We start from the raw sequence: 17,858 nt of genomic DNA on the forward strand, positions 1-17,858 counted from the left end.
TGATGGTGGTTGTCAACGGTCACCGTCCACGGAGAACGGGTCCTCGCGTCGCCAGTCCACGACAGGGGCCGAATGCCGCACGTCCTCATCGAGTACGGCGTCCATCAGGACGCCGTGGGCGCCGGTCGTCCGGACGATCTCGTCCAGGTCCCGCGGGTGGACCGCGACGGCCGCCTGGTACGGACCGCAGCTGTCGAGCAGGTCGCTCAGCGACTGGTAGCCGAGAAGCATCGGTTCATCGGCGGCCACGTAGTGCAGTTCGGGTCTCGCCTCCTTCGAGCCGGGCTCGACAGGACGGGTGGGAATCCACACACGCGTGATCGGCGGCACCGGATCGGCGGAGGGCAACGGTTCGAGCTCCCGCACGTCCGGATCGGCGTAGCGGACGCCGGCGGGATGCCAGGTGTCCAGGGCGAGGAACAGAGGATGCCCCGCCGCCTCGGCGGACGCGACGAGATGCGGGAGGCGCACTCGAAGCCGTGGTTGTCCGGGACCGCAGGCCGTGACGAGATGCCGTAACTCGGTGTAGCAGAAGAGGACCTGTTCGTTCCGCTCCGTGATGAACAGCTCGAGGTCGCCGTCGGGTAGCGCCAACGCGAGCAACTCGTCGATCTCCGCGTCGACGGCCACCTCGTGCAGGTCTCGCAGCGCACGACGATCGAATGGTGCGAGCGCGCCGCCCTCACGGTGCACGCCGTTCTCCGACGGTGACTCCGACAGTGACATTGCGAGTTCCTCGCGATGAGCGCGTTTAGTTGCGTACGAACATGGTTGCGCTGTTCAGCCAACCTGCGCACCAATCGGCACGGGCTGTGGATCGGTCGCCAGCACAGGGCGAACAAGCCGGTCGTCCCATGTCGTCACCCCTCGCGTCAGCTCTCGTACATCCCGGCTCCAGTGTGGCAACGCTAGCAGATGTGTCACATTCGCGTGGTCGAAACGACTGACTCGGCCAACTGCTCTCGCTCTGCGAGCTCCGCGGTCGGGCGGAGTTCTTGATCAGGATCGCCACCCGGCGGACGCTCATGCCTGTCCGGACGCTCGGCGGGCGCGAGGGGTCCTACCTCGGCCAGTGGCTGCCAAAGTCGCTGCTGATATGGCCCGTTCGGCGTTGTGCCCGCCGAGTCCTCCGGGCGTGCCAGATCGGCCGGATCATTCCCCGGGTGCGGGCCACACGCCTATCTCGGGGTTTTGAACTGGGTGGAGCGCTCATCAGGCGGCCCTGCTGAGAAAATACTTATCAATAATCTCGGGACCGGTCCTGCCGGCCTGATTTGGTTACATGCTTCGCATTTGTCGTTTCGGTCGAATTTCGCAAAAGAAGGGAATCTGACGACGGTCACCCCATGCCCTTGTCTTCGTCGGCTGGGGATTTCCAGCGGTAGTGGTGTCTGGGGCGGCCGACTTGCCCGTAGCGCAGCGACATCACCACCTCGCCGCTGTCGACCAGCTGTCGCAGATACCTGCTGGTCGCGACCGTTGAGAGTCGGCAGCGGCGAGCGATGTCCGATACCGACATGCCGCGCCGCTGTTCCCGCAGTATGGCCGACACACGGTCACGGGTGCCGCCGGACGGCGACGGGCCATGAGCTCCGACTTTTGGGGGAAATATCTGGTCGACGCCGTCCTGGTCCAGCGGGCCGTGAGCCGGCAGGCGGGTCATGCGTCGCCATCGGTTGAGCCAGCCGTTGGCCCGTGCGGACACCGCGTCCTCCTCGAATGGCGGTACCAGGCAGGACAGCACGCCGTACTTGGCAGCACTGCGGATCAACGCCGCTTCCGGTCGCTCGGTGACCAGCACGATGTCACTCGCATGGCGACCGGGATCGCGTAACCGGTGCAACAGTCGCAGCCCGCCGTCCAGGTACCCGTCGACCGAGAGAACGACCAGATCTGGACGCAGTTCGTCGACCGCCTGCAGGGACCGGAACATGCCCGAGACGCTGGCGAGGATCTCGATGCCGCGCACGTTCTCCAATGCCGCGACGACGGCTGCTGGTCGACGTCGCCCGACGCTCACCAGGGCGCGGTAGGGCTGTTGGCCGGCGCCGCCCTCCCCGGCGTCGGGCGCCGACTCAGCGGGGCCCATCCGAACGAGGAAAGGTAGCGCTAGTGTCCAATTCCTGGCAATCCATAGACAGGCGATCCCCCATACCACAGTCATACCACTCGATCAGGCGACTGGCAAACATGCCGACCGCCGGACGGCCGGCGCGGTGAGTTAAAAAACTTAGAAAACATCCGCCCTACGCCGATCGGGTAGCTCGACCATTTCTTCTTGACGGCCGCGTGGCGTTATCGCAAGAGTCGTTTTGCATGCGCATTCTGAATTCGCTGCATGGACGGAAGGTGCGAGTGGATGGCCAGTGAATTGAAGGACGACAACGTCCCCGACCTGGGACTGGTCGATGCCGTGTCGTTGCCCGCCGAGGGGCGGGTTCCGGATCCGGTGACCGGCGCCGCCACGGGCGCCGAGTACGACCGCTACTTCCGCATCATCCGTGCCGACGGCGATCTCGAGGCGTGGACGCGCAGCTGTGTGGCCGCGACGGGAGCGTTGCTCGACGACATGCCCAACGGTGGCCTGCACGACGGCGAACGTGCCGACTTGCTGCACGGCGTCGTGCTCGTGCTGCGTTCGACGTTGAACAGGTGGCTCACGGCCGTTCCCGTCACACCGGCGGCGGAGCCAGGCCGATGACGCGCACCGCCACGCTCCCGGCCGGCTTCGCGGACGCCATCCGGCGGTGGAAACTCGGCCACCACGTGTTCCACCTCAAGCTGATCGTCATGAACAGCATGCTCGTCGAGTTGCACGTGGCCTGCCGGGAAACACGCTGGACAGACGCGGACCGCCTGTTGGGAGATCTGGCACATCTCTATGACGCGGCCACCGCGAGCATGAAGTACGCAGCAGACTTCCCGCCGCACGCCTACCGCGACCTGATCCGGCCGTCCATGGGTGAACCGCTGCTGAGCCCCGGATTCTCCGGCACGCTCAACCGCGACCACGGCCAGATGCTGGCACACCTGCGTGAGCTGCGTGCGATGCTGCGCGATCGCAAGCAGGACGGGACCCTGCCCGCCGACACCCGCGTCGCGGCCAAGCAGCTCTGGTCGGCCCAGGCACGCAACCGGCGTCACCACATGCTGATCTGCGAGAAGTTCGTGCCGGGCGGCGAGTCGCAGCTCCAGGAGTTCCTCAACGGCCAGGACGCGGCCGAGGGCTGATCACACCGAACGAAGGGAAGTGCGAGACATGGTGACCGTGAAGGAAACCTGGTACCTGCGCGACGAAGTAGCCGACCGTGCGCTGGAGCTGATGCAGGAGATGGACGACCTGACCGGGCCCAACGCCCATGCGGACCCGGGCTGGGCGGGTCACGCCCGGTTCTTTCGACGCGGTTCGGACCCGACCCAGGTGATCATGATCTACCCCTGGCGCAGCGTCGCCGACCACACCCGGCTGTGCGATGCGGAGAAGTCGCTGCTGGCCGACTTCCACACCAGGTACTGCACCCGCCAGCGCGACATCGAGTACATGGAGGAACTGCCGGTGGATGTGGACGGCGACCACGACCACGGACACGGGCACGGCCACTGATGAAGACCGGCGAGCCGCTGGGTGACTGGGCACCCGAGGAGCTTGAGGAGAACGGCCGCGCGCTGCTGGCGCGGCTGCGTACGCACTTCGCCGGCATTCGGGACGTCCCGGTCACGCCCGGGATCTCCGCCGTCGAGTTGCAGCGGCGCATCGACGCCGAACTGCCGGAGGACCCAACCCCGTTCCCGCGGCTGCTTGACGAGACCTGGGACGACGTGGTGTCGCACCTCGCCCTCTGGCACCACCCGAACTTTCATGCCTACTTCAGCAACAGTTCCAGCGGGCCGGCGATTCTCGCCGAGATGCTGACCGCCGCACTGAACGTCAACGCACAGCAATGGCGCACCGCGCCCGCCGCGTCCGCGGTCGAGCGGACCGTGCTCGGCTGGCTCGCGGCGATGGCCGGCTACCCGGTGGATGCCGACGGCGTGCTGGTGAACGGGGCCTCGCTCGCGGTGACGTATGCACTCGTCGCCGCGCGAGACGCGGTACCGGGTTTGCAGGTGCGCGAGCGTGGCATCGCCGGGCGGGAACTGCCGGTGATGCGGGTCTACACGTCCGACCAGGCGCACAGTTCCGTGGACAAGGCAGCGATCGCGCTCGGCATCGGACTGGACAACGTGGTCCGGCTGCCGACCGACGGTCACCACCGGCTTGCCCCCGCGGCACTCGCGGCGGCACTGGACAAGGACATCGCCGCCGGCGTGCTGCCGCTCGCGGTGTGTGCGACCGCGGGCACCACGTCGACCGGTGCGATCGACCCGGTCGACGAACTCGCGAAGATGTGCGCGGAGCGGGGCGTCTGGCTACACGTAGACGCCGCGTTCGGTGGGTTCTGGCGGCTCGTGGACCGGCTCGTTCCGGAGCTGGCCGACCTCGGCGCGGCCGACTCGGTCGTGGTGAACCCGCACAAGGTGTTGTTCTGTCCCATGGAGGTCTCCGCGTTCTACTGCCGACGGCGAGGCGCCTTGCCGGACGCGTTTCGGTTGGTGCCGGAGTACCTGCGCACGGTGCCGGACGAGGGTTCGGTCGACTTCATGGACTACAGCCTGCAGCTCGGCAGGCAGTTCCGGGCGTTGAAGGTCTGGTGGGTCATCCGGTCGTTCGGCCGGGCAGGTCTGGCCCGGCGCCTGGCCGATCGCGTCGACTACGCCGACTGGCTGCGCGCGGCGGCGACCAACCATCCCGATTGGACCGTCGTGGCCGACTCGGTGCTGCCGCTGGTCTGCCTGCGGTACGACCCGGGGGGCACCCCACCCGCCGGTGTGGATCGCCGTGCGTGGCTCGATGAGCTGAACGAGGCCATCTGCCTCGCGGTGCACCAGTCGGGCCGGTCCTTCGTGTCGCACACCGTGCTGGACGTCGGATATGTGATCCGGGTGTCGATCGGCAACATCCAGACCACGGCGACGGACATACATGCCCTGTGGGAACTGCTCAACGACACGGCGACCGCCTGCCACGACCGGACGTGCGCCGTGCGAGAGGAGACAGCGTGACCACCGCGAACACCACAGCAGCAGACACCGCCGACGACGACACGGCGGACGACTCGTTCTACGCGCGCTTGGAGGAGTTGCACACAGAGGCGCGGTGGACGGTCGAGCAGGGTGCGTGGCATCCGCGTCCCGCCTCGGTACCGATGTTGTGGCGCTACCAGGACCTGCGCCCGCTCGCGCTGCGCTCCGCGCGGTTCGTCCGCTCCGACGACTCCGCCCTGCGCGTGATGACACTGCGCAATCCTGGCCGCGGAGAGGAACTGGCCACGCCGCACGGCAGTGCGCCGATTGTCGGTCACCTCTACAGCGGCCTGCAGTTGCTCAACCCGGGGGAGTCGATGACGGCGCACCGGCACGCCGCCACCGCGCTCCGGTTCATCATGGAGGGCACCGGCGCGTGGACCGTCATCGGCGGTGACCGCGTCGAGGCCGGTCCCGGCGATTTCATCGTCACGCCGAGCCAGGTGTGGCACGAACACGGCACCGACTCTCTCGAAGCACCGGTGATCTGGCAGGACGGCACCGACGACCCGCTCGTCAACACGCTGGACGCGAACTTCTACCAGTTGCATCCGGACGTCCACCAGGTGCACGGCAAGCCGGTCAACGCGTCGCTGCACACCCATGGCAGCGCGTTGCTGCGGCCGGATCACCGGCGGGCGCAGCCCACCTCACCGTTGCTGTACTACCCGTGGGACATGGCCTACCAGGCCCTGCGCGACTACGCGGAGGTCACCGATGGATCCCCGTATGACGGAGTACTGATGGAATACCAAAATCCGGCGACCGGCGGGTCGGTGACGCCCACGCTCGGTGCCGCACTGCAGATGCTGCGTCGCGGCGAGCGCACCAGAACCCACCGGCACACCGGTTCGGTGGTCTACCAGGTCGCCAAGGGACGAGGCCACTCGGTCATCGCCGGACAGCGGTTCGACTGGCGCCGCAACGACATCTTCTGCGTTCCGTCCTGGGCGTGGCACCGCCATGCCAATGACGACGCGGACGACGACGCCTGCCTGTTCTCCTTCAGCGACCGACCCGTCCTGGATGCGCTCGGGCTGTACGCGGAGGAGGCCTCTGCCGACGACGCCGACCCCGAAACGACTGGGAGCGCACCGTGACCACCGCCTTGTTCGCCGTCACCGGTGCTGACCGGCTGCCGCTCGCCGACGGCAGCGATCATCCATGTGGCTTCTGGCCGGAGGAACTCGCGACGCCGCACCGAGTCATGCGCGCAGCCGGGGTCGACATCGTGGTAGCCACTCCCGGTGGCGTACCGCCCACTGCCGACCCCGCCGGGATGGCTCCGGAGTGGAGGTCCTATTTGGACACCGTGCAGGACCTGGCCGCCCCGCGCGTGCTGGAGGATGCCGACCCGGAGGCGTACGACCTGCTGTTCGTACCCGGTGGTCATGCTCCGATGGTCGACCTCGCCGAGTCGGCCGCGTTCGGCGCGCTTGTCCGAGCGATGGTCGAGTTCGGCAGGCCGGTCGCGGCCGTGTGCCACGCACCGGCCGCGTTCCTGCCCGCCGCCGCGGCTGACGGCGGCTGGCTGTTCTCCGGCTACCGGATGACCGCCTTCACCAACGAGGAGGAGGGCGACACCGGGCTGCGCGAGCGCATGGTGTGGCTGGCCGAGGACCGGTTGCGCGCGGCGGGTGGGATGTTCTCCGCCTCGAGTCGACCGTGGGGTGAGCACGTGGTGGTGGACCGCACCCTCCATACAGGACAGAACCCTGCCTCCGCCGGCCCACTGGCTCGGGGCCTGCTTGACACCGTGGGCGTGCGGTGAGCGGATCGGGAGGACCGACGTGTTCATGACGACCAAGAGCGGGGTCCGTCTGTCCTATCGGGACAGCGGTGACGGGCCGCCCGTCCTGTTGCTGACCGGTACCGGTGCTCCCGGTTCGGTGTGGGACCTGCACCAGGTGCCTGCGCTTCGTGCCGCCCGGTACCGGGTCATCACCATGGACAACCGCGGCATCCCGCCCAGCGACGACGGCGCGGACGGGTTCACGATCGATGACCTCGTCGCGGACGTGGCGGACCTGATCGATCACCTCGATGTCGCGCCGTGCCGGGTGATCGGCACGTCGATGGGCGCGTACATCGCACAGGAGCTGGCGCTCGCCCATCCGGAACTGCTGGGCACGGTGGTGTTGATGGCCGCGTGCGCCCGGAGCAGTCCGGTGCAGCGGATGCTCGCGGAGGGCGAGGCGAAGCTGATCGCGTCCGGCACGCAGCTGCCGCCCGACTACCTCGCCGCCGTTCGTGCGTTGCACAACCTGGGCCCGACCACCCTCGCCGACGACGAGCTGACCCGGGACTGGCTCGACCTGCTTTCGGCGTCGGGGATGGGCGGGCCGGGTGTGCGCTCACAGCTGCTGCTGAGTGCGTTGCCCGACCGCGTCGAGGCCTACCGGGAGATCGCGGTGCCCTGCCACGTGATCTCGTTCGAGTACGACCTCGTCGCACCGCCCGCGGCCGGGCGAGAGCTGGCCGCGGCGGTTCCCGGTGCGACGCACCGCACGATCCCTGGCTGTGGGCACTTCGGCTACCTGGAGGCGCCGGGGGTGGTGAACCGCGTGCTGATCGACCTCATCCGGGAGGACATCGGCGAGCGGCTGGAGGAGACGGCGTGACCCGCATGACGGTACCGCCGGGCGTCGACGTCTCGACCACCGCGACGACGCCCGCGTTGTTCGAGGCGGTCGCGGCGTCGGTGCCGTCCCGGCCTGCGGTAACGATGGGACGCACCACGCTGTCCTACGCCGAGCTGAACACGCACGCCAACCGGCTCGCCCGCCGGCTCGTGGCACTCGGCGTCGGCCCGGAACGGCTGGTGGCCATCGCCGCACCGAGGTCGATCGAGTTCGTCGTCGCGATGCTCGCCGTGCACAAGGCGGGCGGGGCATACGTACCGGTCGACGCGGACTACCCGGCGGAGCGCAGGCAGCGGATGCTTGACGACGCGGTGCCGCACTGCCTGCTGCGGCTTCCCGGGCAGGACATGGCCGGCCCCTCGCTGGTGCTGGACATCACGCTGGAGGACGGCCCGGCTGGGCCGGACCTGACCGACCGGGACCGGCTCGAACCGCTGCGTGCCGACCACCCGGCGTATGTCATTTACACGTCGGGTTCGACCGGGCGGCCCAAGGGGGTGGTGGTGACCCACCGCGGGATACCGCGGCTGGCCGCCGACTACGTGCGCCGGCAGCGACTTGGCCCGGACAGCAGGGTGCTCGGCTTCGCCTCGCCCAGCTTCGACGCCTCGGTCGCGGAGTTCTGGCCGGCCTGGGCGGCCGGCGGCTGCCTCGTGCTGGCGACGGCGTCCGACCTGGTGCCCGGGGAGCCGCTGGCCCGGCTGGTGCGCGCGCGGGGCATCACGCACCTGACGTTGCCGCCGTCGGCGTTGCCGCCGCTCGAGGAGGGCGGCGGGCTACCAACGGGGCTGACGCTGCTGGTCGCGGGCGAGGCATGTCCCGCTCCCGTCGCGCACCGCTGGGCCCGGGGCCGGATCATGATCAACGCGTACGGCCCGACCGAGGCCACCGTCGCCGTCACCGCGAGCGATCCGCTGACGGGCGAGGGCACGCCACCGATTGGTCGACCGATCTCGGGCGTTGGCACCTACGTGCTGGACGCGCGTCTGTGGCCCGTCCCGGACGGAGAGGTGGGGGAGTTGTACGTGACCGGCCCGGGCCTCGCCCGCGGGTATCTCCGCAGACCGATGGCGACCGCGGAGCGGTTCCTGCCGGACCCGTTCGGCGAGCCGGGCAGCCGCATGTACCGCACTGGCGACCGGGTGCGGGTGGGCCCGGATGGTCAGTTCGTGTTCGTCGGCCGGGTCGATGACCAGCTGAAGGTACGGGGGCACCGGATCGAACCGGGCGAGGTCGAGAGCGCGCTCCTCGCTGTCGACGACGTGGCCCAGGCGGTGGTGGCCGCGCACGAGAACCGGCTCGTCGCCTACGTAGCGGCCGTTGCCGGTGGCCGTGTCGACACCGATCGCCTCCTGGCACGCCTGCGAGAGCGGCTACCGCCTTACCTGGTGCCCGACGTGATCGTGCGCCTGCCGCGGCTGCCGGCATCGCCCAACGGCAAGGTCGACCGGGGGGCGTTGCCCGCGCCGGAGGCCGTGGTCACAGACACCGTGGCAGCGCGCCGAGCGCCGCGCACCCCGACCGAGGCTCAGCTGGCCGCGCTGTTCGCCGAGGTACTCGGCGTCAGCGGCGTCGGCGTCGAGGACAGCTTCTTCGACATCGGTGGCCACTCGCTGCTCGCTACCCGTCTGGTCAGCCGCATCCGCACCGGCTTGCGGGTGCGGTTGAGCGTGCAGGCCTTCTTCGACGCGCCGACCGTGGCCGCACTCGCCAAGGTGCTCGACGGCGCATCAGCGTAGTCTGGAGGTCCAGAATGGACACGATCGTCGACGTCGACCTCGGCGACCCCGACCTGTACGCCACTCTGGGGCGGCACACCCGCTGGCGCGAGTTCGCGGTGGCGGACGAGATCGTCTGGAGCGGCCCGGGTAGTTCGCCCGCCGGGTTCTGGTCGGTGTTCTCGCACCGGGCATGTGCCGAGGTCCTCGCGCCGTCCGCGCCGTTCACCTCCGAGTACGGGATGATGATCGGCTTTGACCGCGAGCACCCGGACACGTCGGGCGGCCGGATGATGGTGGTCGCCGAACGCGACCCACATCGGGCCTTGCGCCGCATCGTCGGACCGTTGCTCTCCCGGGCGAGTGCGCGGGCGATGGCGGCGCGAGTACGCGCCGAGGTGCACGAGGTGCTCGACCGCGTGCTCGACGAACCGGTGTGCGACGTCGCTGACGCGATCGGCCCGCGCATCCCGGCCGCGGTCGTGTGCGACATCCTGGGTGTGCCGGCGGCGGATCAGGACATGCTCATCGGGCTGACCAACCACGCGTTCGGCGGTGCGGACGAACTCTTCGAAGGGATGACGCCGCGTCAGGCGCACACCGAGATCCTCGTGTACTTCGACGAGTTGATCACCACCCGCCGTGGGCGCCCAGGCGCCGACCTCATCAGCCGGCTGGTGGCCGACGACGGGCTGACGACCGAGGACGTGCTGCTCAACTGCGACAACGTGCTCATTGGCGGCAACGAGACCACGCGGCACGCGATCACCGGGGCGGTGCACGCGTTGGCCAACGTGCCCGGGCTCCTGGCGCGCCTGCGGGACGGCAGCGCGGATGTCGACGTCGTCGTCGAGGAGGTACTGCGCTGGACCTCGCCCGCGATGCACGTGCTGCGGGTGTCCACCGAGCCCGTCGTGCTGTGCGGGCGCGACCTGGCCGCCGGTACACCGGTGGTGGTGTGGTTGCCTGCCGCGAACCGGGATCCTGCCGAGTTCGCCGACCCCGACACGTTCGACCCCGCCCGCAGTCCCAACCGGCACGTCGCCTTCGGGCACGGAGTGCACCACTGCCTCGGGTCGGCCCTCGCGCGCGTCGAGCTGTCGATCGTGTTGCGAGAGCTGGCAACCCGGGTGTCGCATGTGGAACTAGTCAGGGAGCCCGACTGGTTGCGCGCGATCGTCGTGCGGGGGTACAGGTCGCTGCCGGTGCGCTTCGTCGGGCGTTGACCTCGATGGGAGGCTTCGGCGCAGCGCGGCGTGCAGGGCACGGATGGGTGGGCTCTCGTCGTCCGCTCGCCATGCCATCCGGATCTCCCGGTGGAGCCGTGGGGTGGTGGGGACGTATCGCACGCCGTCCGGGGTCATGCGCTGGGCCGTCGCCGGCACGAGCGCGACGGCGAGGCCGGTGGCGACGAGAGCGAGCTGGCTCGGGTACTCGGAGACGGTGAACCTGACCTCGGGCTGCACACCGAGGCCGCGCATGGTCTGCACGAGCGCGTTGTGGGACTCGGTGTTCGCTGGGCAGCAGGTCCACGACTCGTCCGCCAGGTCGACGAGCGCGATCCGGGAGCGGTGCGCCAGGTGATGGCTCTCGGCGATCGCCAGGTTCACCGGCTCGCGAACCAGAGTGTGGACCGCGAACCCCGCGGGCAGTTCAGGCGGCCGGACGACCCAGGACTCCATCAGCAGCACGGTGAGCTCGCCGGTGAGCAGGAGCGGAATCATGTCGACCACTTCGCCGTCGCGCAGATACACGCTCAGCCTGGGGTTGTCGCTCATCAGTCCGGCCAGCGGGGCGAGCAGCAACGCGCGGATCACGCTGCCGACCGCGCCGATCCGTAGCGGCCCCACGACCTCGTCGTCGAGCGCGGCGAGGTCGGCCCGCGCCTCCGCCAGCTGTGCGAGCACCCGGCCGGCGTGCGCGGCCAGGACCTCCCCCGCCCGCGTCAACCGGACACCGCGGCCGACCTGGTCCAGGAGCCGGTACCCGCACTCCCGTTCCAGCTTGGCGAGTTGCTGGGAGACCCCCGACGGGGTGACGTGCATCGCCTTGGCCGCACGGGCCACCGAACCGTGCTCGGCCACCATCGCCAGCGCTCGCAGCCGACCGAGATTCATGTAGCGATGCTACCGAATTATCGGTGCGAAGAGTCGCTTTTGCTGTGCGATCAGATCGGGAAGAGTGGTCGTCATGACGACGCGGAAAGCTGAGGTCGCGGAGGTCCCGGCACCCGACCAGCGCAGGACGGCGGCGGTGCGGGTCATCGGTGGCGCGGTCTGCACCTCGGTGTCCGCCGGGTTCGCGAAGCTGTCGGGGGCGAGCGCGGGCACTGTCGCGTTGCTGCGGTGTGCCATCGCCCTGGTGGTACTCGTGCCGCTCGCCACCCGAGAGTGGCGCCGCGTGGGCCCGCGGCCGTGGCGACTCGTCCGGTGGGACCTGATCGCCGGCCTGCTACTGGGCATCGACTACGTGTTCTGGGTGGCGAGCATCTACGACGTCGGCGCGTCGATGGCCACCATGTTGATCAACATCCAGGTCGTCGTGTTCCCGGCGTTGTCCCGCGTCTTCCTCGGGGTGCCGTTGTCCGGCCGGTTCGTCGCGACCGTACCGGTGCTGCTGGCCGGCGTGGTCATGGCGTCGGGAACCGTCGGGCTTGCAGAGCCGGGGACTGATCCGGTCGGCGGGATGGTGTTCGGCACGATCGCGGGAGTCGCCTACGGGGGTTACCTGTTCTTCATGCGACTGGGCGGCGGCGAGCGCCACACCGTGTTTCCCGTGTGCGCGTCCACGGCGACCGCCGGCCTTGCCGCCCTGGTGTTCGGTGGCCTGTGGACCGGTATCAACCTTTCGCTCGGACTGCCCGCCTGGCTGTGGCTGACCGCGCTCGCGCTGATCGGACAGGTCGTGGCGTGGCTGCTGATCGCCGGCGCGCTTCCACGGCTCGCGCCGCACGTCAGTGCGACCTTGTTGCTGCTGCACCCCGTGCTCGCGATCGCCTTCGGGGTCGTCGCGCTGCACGAGCGGCCCACGTTCACTCAGATCGTCGGTTGCCTCCTGGTAATCGGGGGCGTGTGGTTCGCCAGTCGAGCTCCGCGCCTGGATCCTCGATCCAGTTAGGAGCGACGGTCCCGCTCATCTCGCAGCGCGACGTCGTCCGCAAGCAGCGCGAGTCGGCTGACTCTTCTTGGCGATGAGGAACGGCACCAGAGCCAGGTGGATCTCGCGAGCGCGGTCGTCGCGAGCGTGAAGGACGAAGTCGTAGCGCTCCTCGGTGAACGTCTTGCCGCGTCGTTTGTAGTTCGGGTGGTCTTCGATCTTGGCCACTGCCTTGGCAGCGACCGTGGAGACGTTGGCGTCGCGGATGAACAGCAGCAAGGCGGCCTTGGTGTCGCGCCAGACGAGATAGCCGACGAGTTGGTCAAGCGCCTTGGTCACGGTCTGGGGTCCGTTCCAGATCTTGCACTCACCGATGAAGACGTTGCGGTCGTCGACCCGGATGAGGATGTCCGTTTTGCCGGCACCGTTGAACACCTCACCGGTTGCCGTGCCCTCGAACTGGGCGTTGAGGCTCACGAGGAGGACGTCGCGGATCTGCTCCTCGCCGAGGTGACGGGTGGTCGAGGGGCTCCGTTCCAGGGCGTTGCGGGTGCTGCGGAGCACGGCAAGGGCAGCTTCGTAGTCGGCGTCGACCAGCACCGGCTCGGGTTCGAACAGCCGGGGTTGTGCCGGGTCGGTCGGCCTGCGCTCCAGAGCGACCTGACGTCGCCTGACAGGAACCGCGTAGGTACCGGCGTCGGGGCGACGCTTGATGGGAAAACCGATGTTCGCGTGCAGTTCTCGATCCGTCAGGAGCTTGGTGCGCCGGTCGGCGACCAGCTTGGGGATTTCTGTCGCAAGCCGTCGACGGTGCTGGTCGATGTCATCTTTCGCTCGATGGGTGGACTGCTCAATCACATCGAGTTGTGTGTCGAAGCTGGCCTTGACGGTGGCGGCGTGGCCGCCGTTGGGAGTACAGAACAGACGCAGTTCGCCGTTGCCGATGTCGCCCCGCAGCGGGTTCCGCGGAGCCGAACCGACCTTCAGACTGAAAACTTCGGGGTTCCCATCGAACGGGACGGCCAAGACGAACGTCGTTGCTCGATGTGGGATCTGGTCGAATCCGCGGGACCGCTGGTTCGCTTCAGTCGGTTCGAGCAGGTAGGCCTCGTCTCGACGCAATGTTGGGGCATCGAGGTCGGCGACGCTCAGGAGTTGCTTGACCACGTCGGTCTCCGGCGTTGTCAGGAAGTCATCCGGGTCCCAATTCATGAGGTGTTGCTGTGCTGTCTGGCGCAGTTCCTCGAGTCGGTCGGACAGCCAGTGGCCGGCAAGGAGAACTGTATTTCCACACATGGAGTCATTTTCCACTGTGGGACCGACGGTCCGGTGCACCGCCTCCAGCATGGTGGTCAGTCGGGTTCAGGAAGTAGGCGGCGTCTCCGCTCCCAAGTCCTGCGGCAGACAGCGCAGTCGTTCGGCCGCGACGGGTTGCACCTCAGCTCCCGTTACGGCGCCGATGGCTCCGTTCGGGTAAAGGTCGCGGTTTCACCGCTGATCCACTCGTTCGATGGCTGACACAGCCCTCCCACATGAGTTGAGTTGGTGTCATGGGGAGGTGCGCTGCCGATGGATGCCGATGAAGCGATCAAGAAGCTGTTCGAGCCGGCCGATGTGGCCATCGAGTCGAGCGGGCAGCTGGCTGGCAAGGTCGAACGCAAGGCCGCGAAGCTTGCCGCCGAGCGACGCGACAACGAACAGGAAGTCGACCAGATCAAGCCTCAGCTGGTTCCGGTGCCTGAACGCGAGCACGGCAGGAACATGCGCATCATGCCGTGGGAGCTGCTGCACCTGCTTGGGCGGGCAACGGTGCTGTCCGGACATGGTTCGTCACGGGCGTTGGCGCAGCACTGGGGTTGTCTGAAGTACATCACGTCGCTTCAGCGGAACGTTCACGATCGAATGGAACTCTCGGAAAGCGGCAAGGACCCTCGATACCACCGGCGGTCGGTGCAGGCCGAGGATCTGGGGATCGCGTTCGCGCTGGCCGCAGCGCTCCGGATCGCGCAGCGACGTCACTCGGACTACCGGTTCGAGATCGTCGACGCGGATGTCGCGCTGGAGGCGGGATGGGCGCTGCGTGGCAAGGAGGTGAAGACGAAGCCAAACACCAGGCTTCGGCCCGACTACTTCCTGTTCGGCTTCCGGGACGGCGCGGCAGCACGCGTGATCACTGTGGAGTGCAAGGGATCCCACGGGGCCGCTGACGCTCAGCACAAGCAGCTGGCGAAGGCGGCCGCGCAGGTGAACGCTGTGGTGATCGCGGACCCGGATCACGGCGACGTGACGCCACCCGGGCTGATGATGTCCACCTCACTGGACGACACCGGCGGCATTCAGATGAGGATCCTCGACCCGCCCGGCGATGGCACGCTCGCCCTCTCGGGTGATAGAAATGACGACGGGTACGGTCTCAATGGGCCTGTCGAGCAGTATCACGAGTTCCCCGGAATCCCCGTGCGTGACGAGGAAGCGGAGCGCGACCGCCGCCCGGGGTTCTACATCGCTCCCGAACGATCGGAGTGGTTCGCTCGGGTGCTTGCCCGGACGGCGAGCGCCGGGCTGTTGGCCTTCGCCGGGGATCGGGACACCGCCGGCCGCCTGCTAACCCCGCGCCAACGGGCCAGGCTCGGGAGTGAACATGAGACCGGGCCCAGTCACGTCGACTTCGACACCGGCATCGAGCTGGCGGGCATGCGCCTGGTCGGCACCGACCACGTGTTTCGACTGCAGTCGCAGCGCATGGAGGTGTTCTCGGGGATTCCCCATGTTCTCCACAACCTCCTCAGCGGCGAGCCCGACCTCAAAGGCCGCTACCACATGCTGCCCGACCTCAGTGCCCAGTGGCACGAACGTCAGGAAGCCATCCTGGCGGAGTGGGGTGGAGTGATCTTCATGGACACCAACGGCGCGGTCATGGGACTTAGAAAGATGGGCGACGGGCGGGCTCCTCTCGACTAGCGCGCGACGATCAGCCGACCGTGTCGTTGTGTGAGCGGCGAAGAAAATCGGAGGGTTCACCATGTCGTTGATGGGGTGAACCGCATTCAACCACGCTGGGGCCAAGGGGTCGCAGGTTCGTTTCCGTGTTCCGGACGTGCGCAGCCCGGTTCACGCCGCGCGGTGAGCGGGTCACGCCACGGCCTCTGGGCCAGGTGGGCAGCACACCTGCTGCCCACCTGGAAACGGCACTGTCGACTCTGGGGTTGGGAGACCAGGTCGGTCAGCGAATCGCTCAGACTTGGGCTGCTGAGTACTGGGGCCTGCCGCTCATGGCGAGTTCGCGAGGGATCGGTGTGGCGATCCGGGACGTGTAGACCAACGGTGACACCAGTCGCGCTATCTCACGTAGCCGGAAATGGCGTTCCGGTTCGTCGGCTGCGACTTCCTCGACGAGATGGGTTTCGGTGAGGTCCTCCAGGGTCGCTTCCACCGCCTTCGTTTCACGGCTCAGCCGGGTGGCGACGGCAGCCAGGCTGGTGTCCGTGCCGGTGCGCAGTGCCGCCAGGGTTTCCGTGGCCGCGTCGGTGAGGTGCCGGACGCGCTCCCGGACACTGTCCTCCAGGCAGCGACCCGCCCACCACAACCGTGCGAGCCTGCGTGGGTCCTCTTCCAGTTCTCGGACGAGGCGGGACACCGGCACGAGCGGGCGGCACGTCATCCACCTGGCGACCGCGCTCAACACCAACGGATTCCCCGCGCAGAGCTCCACCAGGCGAGATGCGGCCGGTGAGTTCCCCTGAGCACGGTCGTGGCCTGCGATGGTGGCCAGCAACGTGAGGCTTTCTCGGTGGCTGAGCGGTGATATCTCGACGATGTCGTCGCCGACCTGTCCGAGGGTGGACGACTGGTTGATGACGATGAGTGCGCTGCCGGGGCCGGACGGCCGGATCGTGGTCAGCGCGGTCGGTGTGGCGAGGTGATCGGCCACCAGCAGCAGTTCGCGGGATTCACTCCACCCGCGGAACTGGTCGGCGACCTCCTCGAGGTTCGTGCAGCGTGACATGGGCACGCCCGCGGCGCCGAGCCGCTCGCCCTGTGCGTGCCGCGAACGGGCTGTTGTCCGTGACACCCCTCATGTCCACGAGGAGGCACCCGTCCTTGAACGTCGCGCTGAGCTCGTGCGCCGCGTGCAGGGCGAAGGACGTGGTGCCCGCGCCGGGCTCGCCGACGATCTCGACGACGCGCAGGCCCGCCGGCCGGTCCGCTCGCGCCAGTGCCGTGCGCAACCGGCCCCGCTGACCCTCCCGGCCCACCGGGCTGGGACACGGCGGGAGCGGTAATCGTCGTGACCGGATGGCGGTGGTCGTCGGTGGCGGCTCGTCGAATGGTGTCGTTCGGCGATCGTCGAGGATTTCCTGAAACGCCTTCTGCACCGTGCCGGAAGGCACGACACCGAATTCTTCGGCGAGGTGTCGGCGCAACCCGTGGTAGACGTCCAGGGATTCCGCTCGGCGGCCGCTGCGATGCAATGCGATCATGAGCTGGACGGAGAACCCTTCATGGCTCGGTTCGTCGGCGACAAGGGCATACAGTTCGTCGATGAGCTGCTTGTGCTGGCCGAGTTGGAGTTCCAGTTCGATCCGTCGTTCCAGTGCGCTCCTGCGGGATTGTTCGAGCCGTACTCGCGAGGCGGTGAGCAGTGGGCCGACCTGCAACCCGGCGAACGGCTGCCCGTGCCACAGTTCGAGAGCGGCGCGGAACGTGCTCACCGACTCGGCGAGTGCGCCGTCTCGCGACAGCTGCCGGGCCCGCTCGAGCGACCTGTCGAAGCGGACGACGTCCACGACAGCCGAGGAGGCCAGCCGCAGCTCGTACCCTCCCGACCTGGTAATCAACGAACTGCGGTCTTCCTGGGCGCTGACCCGGCTGTCGTCCAGTCGCAGGTGCTTCCTGATGTGGTAGACGTAGGTCTGCACGGTGCGCATCGCGCTGACCGGTGGGTGCTCGCCCCACAGTTCGTCGACCAGCCGGGTGGTCGGCACGACGCACCCGGCGTTCAGCACCAGGGTCGCGAAGATCATCTGAGTTTTCGCGGGCAAGGAAACCTCTTCGCCGTACCGGAAGATTCTCATCGGTCCGAGTAATTCAATATGCATATCGCGCGCGGGTCTCCTCGACATCAATCAGCGTAGAGCACGACACACCGTTTCCCGTAAATATCGGCACCAATGCCCCCCGGTCTGACGATCTCATGCCCCCATGTTTCCTGTCAGCCGGTTCAGTTTGCCTGACAGTGGTTGCGGAGGCAACGCATTCATTTCCGGGAGGAAACGGA

17 protein-coding genes are annotated in these 17,858 nt (G+C 68.1%); 11 read left to right on the forward strand and 6 right to left on the reverse strand.

All coding sequences use genetic code 11. The features are described from left to right. Positions 1-12: 12 nt before the first annotated feature. Together ACIBVP_RS00140 and ACIBVP_RS00145 are read right to left on the reverse strand one after the other, a co-directional pair. Positions 13-726, reverse strand: coding sequence for an SAV_915 family protein (locus ACIBVP_RS00140; RefSeq protein WP_396103710.1), 714 nt, complete (start codon positions 724-726; stop codon positions 13-15). Positions 727-1,339: 613 nt separating this feature from the next. Continuing rightward, on the reverse strand, positions 1,340-2,089 hold the full coding sequence (locus ACIBVP_RS00145; protein WP_396103711.1) for a helix-turn-helix domain-containing protein: 750 nt from the start codon (positions 2,087-2,089) through the stop codon (positions 1,340-1,342). Positions 2,090-2,359: 270 nt separating this feature from the next. Here ACIBVP_RS00145 and ACIBVP_RS00150 point away from each other — a divergent pair, with 270 nt between their 5' ends. From ACIBVP_RS00150 to ACIBVP_RS00190, 9 genes are read left to right on the forward strand one after another with little or no spacing between them, the layout of a single operon-like run. After that, positions 2,360-2,701: a hypothetical protein gene (locus ACIBVP_RS00150; protein WP_396103712.1), complete on the forward strand. Its 342-nt coding sequence runs from the start codon at positions 2,360-2,362 to the stop codon at positions 2,699-2,701. After that, positions 2,698-3,231: a hypothetical protein gene (locus ACIBVP_RS00155; protein ID WP_396103713.1), complete on the forward strand. Its 534-nt coding sequence runs from the start codon at positions 2,698-2,700 to the stop codon at positions 3,229-3,231. Before ACIBVP_RS00150 ends, ACIBVP_RS00155 begins: the two co-directional genes overlap by 4 nt. 28 nt (positions 3,232-3,259) lie before the next feature. Next, the gene (locus ACIBVP_RS00160; RefSeq protein WP_396103714.1) at positions 3,260-3,604 is read left to right on the forward strand and encodes a hypothetical protein; all 345 of its coding nucleotides are present in this window, start codon (positions 3,260-3,262) and stop codon (positions 3,602-3,604) included. Then, positions 3,604-5,103, forward strand: a complete 1,500-nt coding sequence (locus ACIBVP_RS00165) for a pyridoxal phosphate-dependent decarboxylase family protein (protein ID WP_396103715.1) — start codon at positions 3,604-3,606, stop codon at positions 5,101-5,103. Before ACIBVP_RS00160 ends, ACIBVP_RS00165 begins: the two co-directional genes overlap by 1 nt. Beyond that, positions 5,100-6,224, forward strand: coding sequence for a cupin domain-containing protein (locus tag ACIBVP_RS00170; protein ID WP_396103716.1), 1,125 nt, complete (start codon positions 5,100-5,102; stop codon positions 6,222-6,224). Before ACIBVP_RS00165 ends, ACIBVP_RS00170 begins: the two co-directional genes overlap by 4 nt. Further along, positions 6,221-6,895, forward strand: a complete 675-nt coding sequence (locus tag ACIBVP_RS00175) for a type 1 glutamine amidotransferase domain-containing protein (RefSeq protein ID WP_396103717.1) — start codon at positions 6,221-6,223, stop codon at positions 6,893-6,895. The genes ACIBVP_RS00170 and ACIBVP_RS00175 overlap by 4 nt, the downstream gene beginning before the upstream one ends. A 19-nt stretch (positions 6,896-6,914) precedes the next feature. Further along, positions 6,915-7,745: an alpha/beta fold hydrolase gene (locus ACIBVP_RS00180; RefSeq protein WP_396103718.1), complete on the forward strand. Its 831-nt coding sequence runs from the start codon at positions 6,915-6,917 to the stop codon at positions 7,743-7,745. Positions 7,746-7,750: 5 nt separating this feature from the next. Next, positions 7,751-9,505: an amino acid adenylation domain-containing protein gene (locus ACIBVP_RS00185; RefSeq protein WP_396104894.1), complete on the forward strand. Its 1,755-nt coding sequence runs from the start codon at positions 7,751-7,753 to the stop codon at positions 9,503-9,505. 14 nt (positions 9,506-9,519) lie between these two features. Beyond that, positions 9,520-10,710: a cytochrome P450 gene (locus tag ACIBVP_RS00190; protein ID WP_396103719.1), complete on the forward strand. Its 1,191-nt coding sequence runs from the start codon at positions 9,520-9,522 to the stop codon at positions 10,708-10,710. Here ACIBVP_RS00190 and ACIBVP_RS00195 read toward each other — a convergent pair. Further along, complete coding sequence (locus ACIBVP_RS00195) at positions 10,630-11,601, reverse strand: LysR family transcriptional regulator (protein WP_396103720.1); 972 nt, start codon at positions 11,599-11,601, stop codon at positions 10,630-10,632. The two genes, ACIBVP_RS00190 and ACIBVP_RS00195, sit on opposite strands and share 81 nt — an antisense overlap. Before the next feature lie 73 nt (positions 11,602-11,674). Here ACIBVP_RS00195 and ACIBVP_RS00200 point away from each other — a divergent pair, with 73 nt between their 5' ends. After that, positions 11,675-12,601 carry a DMT family transporter gene (locus ACIBVP_RS00200; protein WP_396103721.1) on the forward strand — a complete coding sequence of 309 codons (927 nt, stop codon included), beginning with the start codon at positions 11,675-11,677 and terminating at the stop codon, positions 12,599-12,601. 15 nt (positions 12,602-12,616) lie between these two features. On the opposite strand, the gene ACIBVP_RS00205 is transcribed toward ACIBVP_RS00200, so the two are convergent. After that, entirely contained in the window at positions 12,617-13,927 is a 1,311-nt protein-coding gene (locus ACIBVP_RS00205) for a hypothetical protein (RefSeq protein WP_396103722.1), read from the reverse strand. Positions 13,928-14,149: 222 nt separating this feature from the next. Between ACIBVP_RS00205 and ACIBVP_RS00210 the strand changes: the two genes are divergently transcribed. Next, on the forward strand, positions 14,150-15,541 hold the full coding sequence (locus tag ACIBVP_RS00210; RefSeq protein WP_396103723.1) for a hypothetical protein: 1,392 nt from the start codon (positions 14,150-14,152) through the stop codon (positions 15,539-15,541). Between the two features lie 274 nt (positions 15,542-15,815). On the opposite strand, the gene ACIBVP_RS00215 is transcribed toward ACIBVP_RS00210, so the two are convergent. Together ACIBVP_RS00215 and ACIBVP_RS00220 are read right to left on the reverse strand one after the other, a co-directional pair. Further along, positions 15,816-16,586 carry an NB-ARC domain-containing protein gene (locus tag ACIBVP_RS00215; protein ID WP_396103724.1) on the reverse strand — a complete coding sequence of 257 codons (771 nt, stop codon included), beginning with the start codon at positions 16,584-16,586 and terminating at the stop codon, positions 15,816-15,818. Further along, positions 16,531-17,655 carry a BTAD domain-containing putative transcriptional regulator gene (locus tag ACIBVP_RS00220; RefSeq protein WP_396103725.1) on the reverse strand — a complete coding sequence of 375 codons (1,125 nt, stop codon included), beginning with the start codon at positions 17,653-17,655 and terminating at the stop codon, positions 16,531-16,533. Before ACIBVP_RS00220 ends, ACIBVP_RS00215 begins: the two co-directional genes overlap by 56 nt. Between the last annotated feature and the right edge of the window lie 203 nt (positions 17,656-17,858).

Origin of the sequence: Actinophytocola sp. NPDC049390 (assembly GCF_044466355.1) — a bacterium.
Classification (GTDB): Bacteria; Actinomycetota; Actinomycetes; order Mycobacteriales; family Pseudonocardiaceae; genus Actinophytocola.